The following is a 14,997-nucleotide window of genomic DNA, read 5'->3' on the forward strand; positions in this document are numbered from 1 at the left end:
CTCAGCATGCCCCCACGCGTGACACGCACTTTCTTGGCAACCACCGCAGCCGCGGCGGTTGCCGTCGGCATCTCTGGATGCGGCGGCCAGGCACCGGCGGAACCCGAGCCGTTCGTCGTGGGCATCCAGCCCGACTCGACCGAGCAGAAACTGCTCGGAGAGCTGTATCGGGTGCTCCTGCTCTCCGTGGGTCAGCCCGCCGTGGTCGAGGAGCTCGAGCAGTCCGACACCCCGGCCACAGACGCCGTGCGCTCCGGGGACGCGGACATGGCGATCGCGTGCACGGGGGCCTTGCTCGAGCAGCTCAACCCGCAGCTGGCCGCCGAGGCTGTGGAGGACACCACCGACTCCAACCTGAACAGCGACACGTTCTCCGAGACCGTGTACGAATACGCCGTCGCATCTTTTCCCGGCACGGTGATGACGGTGGATCCTTCGCCCGCCGAAGGATGCGCGGCCGCAGGCGAGAAACCGGGGGAGGGGGAGCTGCCGGACAATATCATCCCCGTGTTCAACAAGGGCGAACTCAACCGCGGCCAGGTCAACCGCCTCAACTTCGTCAACCGGGTGCTCACCACCGAGGAGCTGGCCGAAATGGTCGAGGAGGTCGACGCAGGAGCGGACGTCCGCGACGTCATGGCGCAGTGGCTCCTCCAGCGCACCAAGGTATCGGTAGACACAGGGAACACCAGGTCCGAGGACGAAGGCGACGAGGGGGCCTCCGACAACGTCATAGAACAGCCCCCCGTGTAAGCAAACACGGGGGGCTGCTGGCCCGAGGGGAGGGCTTAGTCGGCGAAGGCTTCGTCGATAAGCTGCTGCTCCTCCTGCTGGTGCACCTTGGCCACGCCGGTGGCGGTGGTGGACTGGGAGCGGCGCGACACGCGCACCATCTCCGGCATGTTGTCCACGAAGTTGCGCAGGTGCTCGCTATAGAACGGCCACGGGCCCTGGTTGGCGGGCTCGTCCTGCACGAAGCGGATCTGCTTCGCGTTGGGGTAGTTGGCAAACGCGTCGGACAGGCGGTTGAACGGAATCGGGTGGAGCATCTCGATGCGGATGATCGCGACATCATCGCGCTTGTCCTTCTGGCGGCGCTTGTCCAGCTCCCAGTAGATCTTGCCCGAGCACAGCAGGATGGTGGTCACCTTGGAGTGGTCCGCGCCCTCGATCTTCTTGTTGCCGCGGGCGACGAAGAAGGGGTCGTCGATGACGGATTGGAAGCGGTCGACCTCGATGAAGTCCGCCGGCTGGGACACGGCCGCCTTGTTGCGCAGCATGGACTTCGGGGTGAAGACGATCAGCGGGCGCTTCATGTCCCCGAGGGCCTGGCGGCGCAGCAGGTGGAAGTGGTTGGCCGGCGTCGACGGCTGGGCGATCGTCATGGAGCCCTCCGCGACGAGCTGCAAGAAGCGCTCGATGCGGGCCGAGGAGTGATCCGGGCCCTGGCCCTCGTAACCGTGCGGCAGCAGGGAGATGAGGCCGGAAAGCTGGCCCCACTTCGTCTCGCCGGAGGCGATGTACTCGTCGATGATGGTCTGGCCGCCGTTGGCGAAGTCGCCGAACTGGGCCTCCCACGCGACGACCGCGTTGGAGTTGCCGATGGTGTAGCCGTACTCGAAGCCCAGGCCCGCGTACTCGGTCAGGGCGGAGTTGTACACCTCGAAGCGGCCCCCGTTGTCCGCCTCCTGCGCGTTGTAGTCCAGCGGGTTGAAGCTCTCGCCCGTCTCCGGGTCGTAGAGCACCGCGTGGCGCTGCGTGAAGGTGCCGCGCTGGGAGTCCTCGCCGGCCAGGCGGACGAACTTGCCCTCCTCGGCCAGCGAGCCGAAGGCGAGCAGCTCGCCCCAGCCCCAGTCGATGTCGCCGTCGGTGAGCGAGGAGCCGCGCTTCTTGATCACCGAGCCCAGGCGCTTGTTCGGGGTGAAAGCGTCCGGCAGGTCCGCGTACGCCTTGGCCAGGCGCGCGAAGGTCTCCTCGGTGATGTTGGTGTCCAGGCCCAGGGTGAGCTCCTGCGCCTCGGTGATGCCGGTCTGCTCGCTCGGCTTGCCCTCGCTCGCCTTGACGTCAGAGAACACCGAATCCAGCTGGTCGTGGAAGTCCTGCGCTGCGATCTCCGCTTCTTCCGCGGTGATGTCGCCGCGGCCGATGAGGTCGTGGGTGTAGCGGGTGCGCACCGACGGGTGGGACTGGATCTGCTCGTACATGAGCGGCTGAGTCACCGTCGGGTCGTCGGCCTCGTTGTGGCCGCGCAGGCGGTAGCAGATCAGGTCGATGAAGACGTCCTTACCAAACTCGCGACGGTACTCGGTGGCCAGCTGCGCCACCCAGGCCGCGGCCTCCGGGTCGTCGCCGTTGACGTGGAAGACGGGGCAGTCGAAGCCCTTAGCCAGGTCGGTGGCGTAGAAGGTGGAGCGGCCCGACTCCGGGGTGGTGGTGAATCCGATCTGGTTGTTCACCACGATGTGGACGGTGCCGCCCACGGTGTAGCCGGGCAGGTTGGCCAGGTTAAGTGTTTCCTGCACGATGCCCAGGCCGGCGAAGGAGGCGTCGCCGTGCAGCATGAGCGGCACGATCGGGTGGTCGGTGCGGCCCTGGGTGTGGCGCAGGGCGTCGTCCTTGGCGCGGGCGATGCCCACGAGCACCGGGTCCACGGCCTCGAGGTGGGAGGGGTTGGCGGCCAGGGAGACCTTGATCTCGCCGTCGCCGAACATCTGGATGTGCTCGCCCTCGAAACCGAGGTGGTACTTCACATCGCCGGAGCCGCCCTGCTGGGCGGACTGCATGTTGCCCTCGAACTCGTTGAAGATGGTCGAGACGGGCTTGCCCACGATGTTGAACAGCACGTTGAGGCGGCCGCGGTGCGGCATGCCGATGACGACTTCCTCCAGGCCCTGGCCGGCGGCGGTGTCAATCACCGCGTCCATGAGCGGGATGAGCGTCTCCGCGCCCTCGAGGGAGAAGCGCTTCTGGCCCAGGTACTTGGTCTGCAGGAAGTTCTCGAACGCCTCGGCGGCGTTGAGCTTCTGCAGGATGTACTTCTGCTCCGCGCTCGTCGGCTTGGGCATGCCGGCCTCGATGCGGTCGCGCAGCCACTCGCGCTCGTCGCGGTCGAGGACGTGGGTGTACTCGGCGCCGACGTGCAGGGTGTAGGCGGCGCGCAGGCGGGAGAGCACCTCGCGCAGCGTCATGGTCTCCTTGCCGCCGAACCCGCCGACGTGGAAGGTGCGGTCCAGGTCCCACAGGGTCAGCCCGTGGGTCTCCATCTCCAGGTCGCGGGAGTCCGGCTTGGGCAGGCCCGGCTGCTTCCAGCGCAGCGGGTTGGTGTCCGCGATGAGGTGGCCGCGGGAGCGGTACGCCTCAATGAGCTGCATAACCCGGGTGTCCTTGTTGATGCCCGAGTTCGGCAGGTCCTGGGCCCAGCGCAGCGGGGAGTAGGGGATGCCCATGGAGGTGAAGATGTCGTCCCAGAAGGCGTCGTCGATAAGCAGCTGGGAGATGGTGCGCAGGAACTCGCCCGATTCCGCGCCCTGGACCACGCGGTGGTCGTAGGTGGAGGTCAGGGTGACCAGCTTGCCCACGCCGAGCTCGGCGAGGCGGTCCTCGGAGGCGCCGGCGAACTCGGCCGGGTAATCCATGGCGCCGACGCCGACGATGGTGCCCACGCCGTTACTCAGGCGCGGGATGGAGTGGCGGGTGCCGATGCCGCCCGGGTTGGTCAGCTGGATGGTGACGCCCTGGAAGTCATCCACCTTCAGCTTGTTGTCGCGGGCGCGGGCGACGATGTCCTCGTAGCCGTCGACGAACTTATCAAAGCTGAGCCGCTCGCACTCCTTGATGGCCGCGACGACGAGCGCGCGGGTGCCGTCCTTCTGCGGGAGGTCGATGGCCAGGCCCAAGTTGATGTGCTCCGGCTGGACCACGTTCGGCTTGCCGTCGACGACCTTGTAGTTGACGTTCATGCCCGGGTGGAGCTGGGTGGCCTTGACAATCGCGTACCCGATGATGTGGGTAAACGAGATCTTCCCGCCGCGGGTGCGCTTGAGGTGGTCGTTGACCAGGGAGCGGTTTTCGAACATGAGCTTGACGGGCATGTCGCGCACCGAGGTGGCCGTCGGCAGCGACAGCGACTCGTCCATGTTCTTGGCAATCGTCCTGTAAATGCCCTTGAGCGGCTTCTCGCCCGTCTCCACGTGGACCGAGGGGATCTTGTCCAGCGGGGACTGCTTCGGCTTCGGCAGCGCCTTGGCGGGCTTCGCGGCGGCAGGTGCCGCGGCCTCGTCCACCTTCGTCTTCCGGCCGTCCTGGCTCGGGGCCGCGGTGGTCTTGGCAACCTGCGGGTCGGTCTTGGCCGTCGTGGCCGGCTTGGCCGACTGAGCCGATTGGGCCCGGCTCGCCTGCCCCGTGGCGGGCGCGGGGGAGACGCCCTTGCCCCCGTTGGCGGTCTCCGGCGCGCCCTCGCGCTCGAAGAGTTCGCGCCACTCCGGGTCAACGGAGTTGGGGTCCTCCTTGTACTGCTGGTACATATCGTCGACCAGCCAGTCGTTTTGCCCGAAAGTACTGTCGCTGCTCACGGCAGGTGCTCGCCTCACTATCTTTGTTCGTCTGCTTCGTGTGAATGTTTTTACAGGGGTAACTTTTATCGACTCTATTGACTGTTCCGCGCGAGGGCTAACTCGCCTCTGGGCTTCTGCGCCAATCGGGCACGGGCTACCCCCATTATCGGTGAGCCGCCCACAATCGGGCGTATTGTCCACCGGTTTTCAGGAGCTGCTCGTGGGAACCGTCCTCTATGATACGTCCTTCGTTGACAACGAGTATCCGGTGTGCCCGTCTCGCCGTCGCCAGCCGGTGCGCGACGATCACGGAGGTGCGGCCCGCCGTGGTGTTTTCGGCGGCGTCCAGCACGGCGCGCTCCGTGGCGGGGTCGAGGGTTGCGGTCGCCTCGTCCAGGAGCACGACGTCCGGTTCGAGCATCTCGGCGCGGGCGAGCGCGATGATCTGGCGCTGCCCGGAGCTTAGTCCCCGCCCGCGCTCCCCGACGTCGTGGTTGAAGCCGCCGGGGATGGTCGCGATGACCCCCAGCGCGCCGATGCGGCGCACCGCGTCCTCAATGTCGGCGGGTGTCGCCCCGTCGACCCCGTACGCGATGTTCTCGGCCACGGTGCCGGGGAAGAGGTAGGACTCCTGCGGCACCTGGGCCAGCGCGCGGCGCCACTGCCTCAAGGGGAAGTGCGCGATATCGCGTGACGACGCCCGCACGTCGCCCTCGACCGGGTCATAGAAGCGGGCCAGCAGCTTGACCACCGTAGACTTTCCCGCCCCTGTCGGCCCGACGAGGGCGACGGTGCGCCCGGGCTCGAGTGTGACGGTGACGTCGTCCAGCACTGTGGTGGGGGACGCGCCCTCCGGGTCGTAGGAGAAGGAGACGTGGTCGAACTCCAGGGGGCCTGCCGCCGCGGCGGCGGCGCCGGGGTCCGTCCCCGTATCGGGCACGGTGGTGCGGGTGGCCAGAAGGTCCGTGATGCGGGTGAAGCTCACGGTGGCCTGCTGCCAGGCGTCGAAGGTCTGGCCGAGTTGCTGGATCGGTCCGTAGAGCTGGCCCAAGTACATGGTGAAGGCGACGAGCACGCCGACGGAGAGCTCGCCGCTTGCCACCCGTCCCGCGCCGACGCCGACGACGATGGCCGTCATCACCTGGGAAATGGCCTGCATGCCGGGGAAGTAGAGCGCGAGCAGGTTGACCGAGCGTATCCGGTAGCGCCGGTAGGTGTCGGACTCGCGGGCGAACGCGGCTTCGGCCACGGGCTCCGCCAGGTGCATCTGCGAGATGCGGATGCCGCCGATCAGCTCGGCAAACTCCCCGTTGACAAGCGAGATCTGTGCGCGTGCCGCGTTGTAGTAGCGCTTGGACAGGATGCGGAACACCACGGTGGCGGCCACGATGAGGGGCACGGCCGCAAGCGCGATAAGTGTGAGCTGGCCGTCGGTGGCCACCAGCATGACGGTGACACCGATGAGCGTGCCCACCGCCACGATCGCCTGCGCGAGCCCGGTTTGCAGGAAGGAGGACAGGGTGTCGATGTCGGTGGTCATGCGCGTCATGATGCGCCCCGACAGGTTGCGCTCGAAGTAGCTCAGGCCCAGCTGCTGCAGGTGCGCGTAGCTGCGCAGCCGCAGCCCGTAGAGCAGCCGTTCCCCGGACCGGGCGCTGAGCACCGTCATGGCCACCTCCGCGGCCCAGGCGATGACCACCACGCCGAGCGCGAGCCCGCCGACGGCCCACAGGGTGGCGGTGTCCTGCGGGGCGATGCCCCGGTCGATCGCCGCGCGGATGAGCGTCGGCAGGGCGAGGTCCGCCAGCACCCCGATGACGAGGAGGACGACGGTGGCCGCGATGAGCCACCGCACCGCCCGGAACAGCCCGGAAACCTTGAACGAGGAGGTCGGCCGGCGCAGCTCCTGAAGCTTCGCGTCGCCGAGCTTCGGCTCCTCCGTCGCCGGCGGGAGCGCGTCTACGCGGGCCAGCAGGTCGTCGGTGGCGGCGATCGAGCGGCCGTGCCCGGAGGTGGAGAAGTGCTCGCGCCTGACGTGGCTGACCTCCGGCCACAGCTGGGCGTGCGTGGGCTCCGCCGGGAGTGTGGCTGTGTCGGTGTCGAGCTCGTCGGGCTCGTCGGGGTCCATCAGCGCGCGGTAGGCGGCGGTGGCCACGATCTCGTCGCGCGGCCCGTCGGCGACCACGCGGCCGGAGTCGACCACGACGACGCGGTCGGCGTGATCCACCGTGGATTGGCGGTGCGCCACCGCGATCACGGTGACGCCGCGAAGGTGGGCGCGCAGGTTGGACAGGATGGCGGCCTCGTTGTCGGCGTCGATGGCGCTGGTGGCGTCGTCGAGCACCATGATGGCCGGGCGCGACAGCAGCGCGCGGGCGAGCGCGACGCGCTGGCGCTGCCCGCCCGAGAGGGTCAGCCCGCGCTCGCCCACGAGCGTGTCGTAGCCGTCCGGGAGGCGGTCGATGAACTCGTCCGCGCGGGCGAGGCGCGCCGCCTCGGCGACATCCGCGTCGGACGCATCCGCGCCCATGATGATGTTGTCGCGGATGGAGGAGGAGAACAAGAACGCCTCGTCGAACACGCAGGTGACCTTCTCGCGGATGGATTCGGGCTGCATGCGTGAGTAATCGGTGGCGTTGGCGGAGGCGTCGACAAGCGAAATGCTCCCCGAGTCCGGGGTGTAGAAGGCGCCCGCGAGCTGGACGGCCATGGACTTGCCCGCCCCCGCGGGGCCGACGACCGCGACGTTTTCGCCGGGGCGGGCCTCAAGCGTGAAACCGTGCAACACCTCGTGACCGCCGGAGGAAAAGTGCACGTCGCGGAAGCGGATGCCCACGGCACCGGGCTGGGCGGGCAGCGGGTCTACGGGTTCGGGGCGCTCGGGGGAAAGCGTGAGCACCTGGTCGAGGCGGTTAACGGAGCTCATGCCCATCTGCAGGCGCACGTACTGGTTGGTCAGCATGGACATCAGCGAGGACATCGACGTCAGATAGGCGGTGAACGCCACGAAGGAGCCGATCGTGATCGCCCCGGACACGGCGATGAGCCCGCCCGCGACGATCGTGATCACCAGCGCCATCTTGGGCAGCTGGGATAACACCGGCTGGAACCGCGCGGTGAGCTTGGCGGAGCGCATCTTCACCGCGTAGAGGCGCCGGCCGAGGACGTCGAGGCGGTCGATCTCGCGATCCTCCCGGCCGAACGCCTTGACCACGCGCACGCCCGAGACGGTCTGCTCGACGTGGCTGGCCAGGTCCGCCGCCGTCTGCTGGTTGACCCAGGTGGCGGCGTAAAGCGCGGTGCGGGAGCGGTTCGCCTCCCACAGAATCAGCGGCATGAGAGCCAGCGAGAGCAGCGTGAGGCGCACGTCCATGGTGAACATGACCACCACGGTGGCGGCCAGCTGCAGTGCGCGGGTGAGAAACATCGGCAGTGAGGCCAAGACCATGTGGAACTGGTTGAGGTCCGAAATCGAGCGCGAGACGATCTGGCCCGTGACAATGTCGTCCTGGCCGGGTCCGTCAAGGCGGTGCAGCGTTTTCAGCAGGAGCACGCGCACCCAGTGCTGCGAGTTGGAGGCAAAGAGCCCCGAGGTCCGGCGCCGCACCCAGCTCAGCGCGTAGGTGACAAGTGCGAGGCCCACCATGGTCCACGCGATGGCGCGCACGGAGCCGGAGGCCGCCCCCGTGGCCACGTCGATGGCACGGCCCGTCAGCGACGGCAGCGCCACTTGCGCGACCGCCGCGAGCACCGCGCTGCCGAACGCGAGCGCCGCGGCGGTACGGTTGGCGGCGAGCGCCCGCCGGGCCAGCGCCGGGCTAGCCACGGTTGCGGCGCGTGGCGCGCTTGCTGCGCTTGTCAGCCTTGTCGTCCGTGCCGCCGACGGCGCGCCGGACAAAGGAGATGAACTCGCGCGGGCTGGAAGAGCGCTTGACCTCGACCTCCGCCTCCGATTCCGCAGAGGGCAGCGCCTCGGCAAAGCGCTGCGGAAGCGGGCCGAGAGAAGCGGCGACGTTGTCCGCCACCACGGCGGCGAGCTTGCGGTTGGCGATCGTGCCGGCCACCGCGCCGATTCCCAGCGGGAGGAACTTGCCCAGCCACGTGCGGCGCAGCCGCTTGGTCACCGAACGTATCGCCGTGCGGGTGAGGATGTTGTTGGCCTCCACAAGCGTGGGCCCGGAAAAGCGCGAGAGCATGTTCACGCTCGGCACGCCCCCGCTGGAGCCGAGGATGGAATCCACCACGGCCAGCCCCTGGGTACCTGTCAGCGCCACGAGCACAATGGTGCGGCGGCGCTCCGGGTCGTCGATGTCCACGCCGCGCAGGTACGCGCTGGCCACGGTGTAGAAGGCGGCGAGGTCGAGGAAGACCACGGACTCGCCCGCCACGGCCGCCGCGCCGGTGATCAGGCCGATGCCGGGCACTGCGGCGGTGAGACCCACGCCGGCGCCCGTGCCGGAGACGGTGGTGCGGAAGTGTCGGTCCATCTTCGCCTGCACCTCGGCGGGGCTCGCGCCGGGGTTTTGGCGGCGCAGCCAGTTGACGTACGCCTTGATGCTGCCGGCCTGCAGGTGGACGGCCTTGTCCACCGCGGCGATGAACATTTTGCCGATGCGCCCCGCCTCCTCCTCCAGCTTGCGTGGATCGGAGCCCAGGGCGTCGGTGATGATCTCCTGGGCACCGGCGTCGCTGTCCTGGCGGCCGCGGTTTAAGGAGCGGTTGGAATCCGAGCGCCCGAAAATCATTGTGTTCTCCTTAGGGTGAGTCAACTAAGCTCGCCCAAGTTTAGAAGATCGCGTGGATTAGGTGGAAGGACCGCGGGTGAGGCAGCCGGAAGTGCGCACCACGTCGGGCGCGGTCCGCGGAGTGGTGGACCCCACCACCGGCGCGCGGACGTGGCGCGGCGTGCCGTTCGGCGATTCCACCGCGGGTGCCCAACGCTTCCGCGCCTCCCACCCGGCGCCCGAGTGGGAGGGCGTGCGCGACGCCGCGATGTACGCCCCGCCCGCCATGCAGACCACCTTCAGCTTCAAGGACACCGTCATCGGCTCGGAGGATTGCCTCACGCTCGACATCGTGCGCCCCGACACGGACGACGTTTTGCCGGTGGTGGTCTACTTCCACGGCGGCACGTTCATCACCGGCTCCTCGCACGAGAAGGTGCTGCAGGGGCACTTCCTGGCCGAGGCCACCAACGTCGTCTACGTCTCGGTGAACTTCCGCCTCGGCGTGCTGGGCTACCTGGACATGCGCTCGGTGGGGGAGGACTGCGTGGCCAACCCGGCGATCTATGACCAGGTCCTCGCGCTGCGCTGGGTGCACGAGAACATCGCCGCGTTCGGTGGTGACCCCGGCTCAGTCACGCTCATGGGGGAGTCCGCGGGCGGGGCGGCGGTGATTCATCTCATGTGCGCGCCGGCGGCGAGGGGGCTGTTCCACCGCGCGGTGGCGCAGTCGCCGCCGTCGGCAAGCGTGCACTCGCGCGTCCAGGCGGCCATGTGGGTCCGCAGGCTTATCGACGGCCTGGGGATGCCCCGCACCACAACCCTTACCGACCTGCGTGACGTGGACGCCCACGAGCTCGTGCGCGTGAGCCGCTCGATGATGCTCACGGGCAAGGAGGTGGTGCAGTTCAACACCGCGTTCATGCCCACGGTGGACCAGTCCATGCTGCCGGCGCACCCGATCGACATGTTCGAGGCGGGGGAGGAGGCGGCGGTTCCGCTGATCATTGGCACGAACTCGGATGAGGCGAGTTTTGCCAAGGCGATGTACCAGACCACGAAGTCGCGGCAGCGCGCCGCGCGCCGGGCTCTGGAGGCGTTCGACGCGGATAACGCCCATTTGGTGATGGAGGCCTACGGGTATGCCGGCGGCCGCGCGGACTTCGCCGATTTGATTGCCGACGCCGTGTTCTGGGCGCCCTCGGTGATGCTGGCCACGGCGCACCGCCGCCAGGCGCCGACGTGGATGTACCGCTTCAATTACGCCTCGGCGGCGATGCGCATGCTGGGGCTGGGGGCGATGCATTCGGCGGACCTGGTCGCGGTGTTCGGCGACCCGTTCGCCACCCGCATGTCGCGGCTGGACCGCTTCGGCTCACGGGAGAGCTTCGCGGAGGTGAGCCGCTCGATGCAGGAGCACTGGGGGAGCTTCTTCCACACGGGCCGGCCGGGGGAGGCGTGGCCGATCTATGGCTTTCGGCGTGACGACGTCCCGGGGCGCGCCACCGCGGTCTTCGGCAGCGAGCGCACCGTGGAGTACGACCCGAAGAGCGCGCAGCGCTTGGCGTGGGAGGGCTTCGACATGCGGGAATGGGGCAACAACCGCGCGGACTTGATGGAGTCCCTGGCGGAGTTCTTCGGGTTCGACCTGCCGGACGGCGGCGTGCCGGACAGCGACGACGAATAGTTTTCCGGGCGCGGCGGGGACGTTCTTCGCTAGGCTGGGGCCGACATCGACGAGTTTGTCAGCCGCCCACCCGGAAGGAATGGTTCGCCGTGAGCTTTTTTGAGGATATCGCCGCCGCCCTCGACCGCGATGGCATTGAATCGCGCGTCCACGACGAAACGATGTTCGTGCCCATCACGGCCGATGTCGAGATCCAGTTCGTCGAGATCGACCCCCACTTGCCCGCCGCGAACGTCTACATCGCGGCGGCCGACGTGGACGAGGACGACGACGAGTTCGAGGCCGTGCTGGTCTCTGTCGTGTTCTCGGTGGAGGACGCCGTGGCGACGGTGCGCGAGCACGTGGCCACCGACCAGGTGGTCACGGTGCTGCGCGACTTGCACGAGGCGACCGACGAGCGCATCAGCGACCTCGAGTTCTTCCCCGACCCGGTGAACAACCAGCTGATGCGCGCCGAGGTGGGGGAGAGCGCGGAGCTGCACGTGCTGGTCGAGGTAGTCGACGGCGAGCCGTGCGCGTCCGTCACCTTCGTTGCACTGTCGGATAACTACGACGATTTGATGGACGACGCCATCGGTGAGCTGTGGGAGTCGGATGGGGATGCGGAGCTGACGGACGAGGACCGCCTGCGCCTATTCGAGACGATCCACGCCGAGGCAGTGTCCGAGTCCGAGGTGCTGGAGCTGGGCACGTTCGCCGACTTCGATCGACTGTTTGACGTGCTCTCGCTTGCGGCCGATCAGGCCGAAGAGTGGGAATCCCAGCTCCTTCCCGTGGAGGACGACTTCGATGAGCCCGAAGTGTTCGATATTTTCGGCCGCGACGGTCTCGACGAGGAGCTCGAGGATGACGATGACGTTGAAGACGACGACTTCGACGAGGACGACGAGGATGACCTCGACGATGATGACGACGAGGACGACGCCATCGACGCCGATGACGCCGGCACGGTGAGGGCCGCGTCAGCCCTCACCCCGGATCCGTCGGAGGCGGCGTCGGCGCATCGGATCCGACGCACCGACATCGACCCGGATGACCAGGTCCCCGTCGCCGACGAGGTGTGAGCGCGGAGTACCTACGCTGCCGTCATCCCGTCGAACATCGACGCCGGCGAGGAGACCGGGGTGAACGAGCCGTCCACCAGCCACACGTAAGTCACGGCGCGCGGCGAAGCGATTTCGTGCACGGATCCCGCGTGGTTGTCCGTCACCAGCGCGCGTACCCACGCTTCCGTCAGGTGAGGGTCCACGAGAGCGCCGGAGGCGTCGGTGAAGCGAAGCTCGATGAGGTAGGCGGGGACGTGGGGCTCTCCCCAGCCCTGGATTCTCGCCCTCGCCCGGGGCCCCACGCGGCGACGGGTGACCGCAGCCGACAGGTGCGGTCCGGAGTCTGGCGCGGGGAGGTCTTTCACGGGCGGGCGCCACGCAGCGGACGGGCGGGCGAGTGAGCGGGGATGGCGGATGATGGTGTTGAGGTCGTCGAGGGCGAGCGGATGGCGTGTTTCAATGCTGTTTGTCATGCCCAAGAAGATAGAACACGGGTGCGACACCGCCATCGCGAAACTAGAACACACGTTCTAACACGGAGGCCGGGAAACCGCTCTGGCGCACAAAGGGCTAGCCTGTCTTCGGTATGTCTGAATCTCTCGCACCGGGCTCCCCCAACACGCCGCCCACGCCCACAATCCCGCGCACCATCTGGGTGCTCGCCTCGGCGGCTTTCGTCATCGCGCTGGGCTACGGCTTCATCGCGCCCATTTTGCCCCAGTTCACAGCCAGTTTCGGCGTCTCCATGGCCGCGGCCGGCGCCGTCGTGTCCGTCTTCGCCGCAGCGCGGCTGATCGGCGCACCGGGGGCCGGCCTTTTGGTAGACAGGCTCGGCTCCCGTCCCGTCTACGTCACGGGTCTGCTCATCGTTGCAACGTCCACGTTCCTCATCGCGTTCGCGCAGGCATACTGGCACGTCTTCGCGCTCCGGTTCATCGCCGGGTTCGGCTCCACCATGTTCACGCTCTCGGCGCAGGCTCTTATCGTGCGCGTCGCCCACCCGCAGATCCGCGGGAGGGCCAGCGCGCTGTATGCCTCGGCGTTTCTCTTGGGCAACATCTTCGGGCCCATCATCGGGGCGCTTTTGGCGTCGTTAGGCTTCCGCATCCCGTTCGCTGTGTACGGCATCGGGGTGGGAGCGGCGGCGCTGGCGGTATGGATCTTCACCTCCACTCCGCGGGGGCGGGTGCCTCTGCCGCCGAAGCTCCCACCAATGCGCTTTTCCGAGGCCATCCGCCTGCCTACCTACCAAAGCCTGCTCACCTCGGGCTTTGCCAACGGCTGGGCCAACCTCGGCGCACGCGTCTCGGTGCTGCCCCTGTTCGCCGCCAGCGTGTTCGCCAACGGCTCGGCCGCGGCCGGTCTCGCGCTCACGGCGTTCGCCTTCGGCACGGCGGTTGCGCTGCAGTTCTCGGGCAGGCTTGCCGACGCCGTCGGGCGCAAGCCGCTCATCATCGCCGGCCTGGCCACCACGATCGTGTTCACCGGCTCGCTGGGCCTGGCCACTAGCGTGTGGTCGCTCCTACTCATGTCGGTGCTTGCCGGCGCCGGGGGAGGGCTGATGAACCCGGCCCAGCAGGCCACGCTGGCGGACATCATCGGCAACGACCGATCCGGCGGCAGGGTGCTGTCCACGTTCCAGATGACCATGGACGCCGGGCAGATCTTCGCCCCGATCGTCGTCGGCATGCTCGCCGAGGCCTACGGCTTCGGTGTCGCGTTCGCGTCCTGCGGGGCGGTCGCGGCCGTGGCGCTCATCATGTGGCTGGCGCGCGGCCAGGAGACGCGGCAGGAGACGGCATGAAGCGGGTTATTGTGGATTGCGACCCGGGCGTCGACGACACGCTGGCCCTCATCTACCTCGCCGCCGCCCACCACGAGGGCGCGGCGGAGCTGGAGGCCGTGACCACGACCGCGGGCAACGTCGACGCGGTGCAGTGCGCCATCAACGCGGCGTGGGTGCTCGCCCAGTGCGGGCTGCGCACGGTGCCGCTGGCCGCGGGCATGCCGGGCCCGCTGTCCGTGCCGCTGACCACCACCCCCGAAACGCACGGCCCGACCGGGCTGGGCTACGTCACCGCGCCCGCGCGCAACGTCGAGACGGACTGGGACCTGCTGTGGTGCGACGCCATCGACCGCGGCACGGACGACCTGCACCTGATTGTCACCGGCCCGCTGACAAACCTCGCCGCGTTCCGCACGATGCACCCGGACCATTTCGCGCGCCTGCGGCACATCACCGTGATGGGCGGGGCGCTGGAATACCCGGGCAACACCACGGAGACCGCGGAGTGGAACTTCTGGGTGGACCCGCACGCCGCGCGCGATGTACTCGCCCACACCCCGGTACCCGTCACGCTGTGTTCCCTGGGTGTCACGGAGCAGATGGTCATCAACCCGGACGTGCTGCGCGAGATCGTTAGCGCTTTGGGCCCCACGCCGATCGCGGCCCATCTGGGCGAAATCATGCGCTTCTACTTCGAGTTCCACGAGTCTGAGGGCGAGGGTTACCTGGCCCAGGTCCATGACCTCCTCACCGCCCAAGTCGCTCTCGGCGCCGTGCTTATCGACGCCCCCCTGACGCACCTCTTAATCCTCACCGACCCCGATGAGCAGCGCGGCACCTCCATTGCCCAAGGACTCGCGGCCGGGCCGCCGAACGCCCGCGTTGTCACCTCGGCGGACATTAGAGCGGCGCACGCGGACTTCTTGCGAGCCTGCGGGGTCCACGCCCGCTTCTTCGGTGGCAGCGCGGAGCTGGACGCCGCCCGCAACGCCCGCGCGGAGGACTAGGGCGTGTGGGCGTGGTTGGCTAAACCGGGCGAATTGCTGAGAAGGTGCAGGGTCGTAGCGGAGACGCGGTGGCGGGCCGATTAGGTCCTTGTTTTCTTTGACGGTGCAGGAGGATGGGCCGGGCGGCGGGCGTAGCGCGGAGTATTACGATTATGTCGTCACCTTTCCTGGCAGGAAGGCGCATTAGGGTACGC

At 68.2% G+C, this 14,997-nt stretch carries 9 protein-coding genes; 5 read left to right on the forward strand and 4 right to left on the reverse strand.

From position 1 onward, the window contains the following. The first annotated feature begins 18 nt into the window (after positions 1–18). Positions 19–753 (forward strand): type 2 periplasmic-binding domain-containing protein, encoded by a 735-nt coding sequence (locus BLS40_RS01505; protein WP_157672425.1) that lies wholly within the window; start codon positions 19–21, stop codon positions 751–753. Between the two features lie 35 nt (positions 754–788). On the opposite strand, the gene BLS40_RS01510 is transcribed toward BLS40_RS01505, so the two are convergent. The 3 genes from BLS40_RS01510 to BLS40_RS01520 form a co-directional block, all read right to left on the reverse strand. Beyond that, a complete protein-coding gene (locus tag BLS40_RS01510; protein ID WP_092147837.1) occupies positions 789–4,571 on the reverse strand; it encodes a multifunctional oxoglutarate decarboxylase/oxoglutarate dehydrogenase thiamine pyrophosphate-binding subunit/dihydrolipoyllysine-residue succinyltransferase subunit in 3,783 nt (1,260 codons plus the stop codon). A gap of 145 nt (positions 4,572–4,716) precedes the next feature. Next, positions 4,717–8,379 (reverse strand): ABC transporter ATP-binding protein, encoded by a 3,663-nt coding sequence (locus BLS40_RS01515; RefSeq protein ID WP_092147840.1) that lies wholly within the window; start codon positions 8,377–8,379, stop codon positions 4,717–4,719. Next, positions 8,372–9,298: a hypothetical protein gene (locus tag BLS40_RS01520; RefSeq protein WP_092147843.1), complete on the reverse strand. Its 927-nt coding sequence runs from the start codon at positions 9,296–9,298 to the stop codon at positions 8,372–8,374. Before BLS40_RS01520 ends, BLS40_RS01515 begins: the two co-directional genes overlap by 8 nt. Before the next feature lie 76 nt (positions 9,299–9,374). Between BLS40_RS01520 and BLS40_RS01525 the strand changes: the two genes are divergently transcribed. Continuing rightward, complete coding sequence (locus BLS40_RS01525) at positions 9,375–10,964, forward strand: carboxylesterase/lipase family protein (protein WP_092147846.1); 1,590 nt, start codon at positions 9,375–9,377, stop codon at positions 10,962–10,964. An 89-nt stretch (positions 10,965–11,053) separates the two neighbouring features. Continuing rightward, a complete protein-coding gene (locus tag BLS40_RS01530; protein ID WP_092147849.1) occupies positions 11,054–12,028 on the forward strand; it encodes a DNA primase in 975 nt (324 codons plus the stop codon). An 11-nt stretch (positions 12,029–12,039) separates the two neighbouring features. On the opposite strand, the gene BLS40_RS01535 is transcribed toward BLS40_RS01530, so the two are convergent. Next, complete coding sequence (locus tag BLS40_RS01535; RefSeq protein ID WP_231908483.1) at positions 12,040–12,483, reverse strand: hypothetical protein; 444 nt, start codon at positions 12,481–12,483, stop codon at positions 12,040–12,042. A gap of 113 nt (positions 12,484–12,596) precedes the next feature. On the opposite strand from BLS40_RS01535, the gene BLS40_RS01540 reads away from it, so the two are divergent. Both BLS40_RS01540 and BLS40_RS01545 read left to right on the forward strand, forming a co-directional pair. Beyond that, positions 12,597–13,814, forward strand: coding sequence for an MFS transporter (locus tag BLS40_RS01540; protein WP_092147855.1), 1,218 nt, complete (start codon positions 12,597–12,599; stop codon positions 13,812–13,814). Continuing rightward, entirely contained in the window at positions 13,811–14,803 is a 993-nt protein-coding gene (locus BLS40_RS01545; RefSeq protein ID WP_092147858.1) for a nucleoside hydrolase, read from the forward strand. Before BLS40_RS01540 ends, BLS40_RS01545 begins: the two co-directional genes overlap by 4 nt. The last annotated feature ends 194 nt before the right edge of the window (positions 14,804–14,997 follow it).

It is taken from the genome of Corynebacterium mycetoides (assembly GCF_900103625.1).
GTDB classification, from domain to species: Bacteria; Actinomycetota; Actinomycetes; order Mycobacteriales; family Mycobacteriaceae; genus Corynebacterium; species Corynebacterium mycetoides.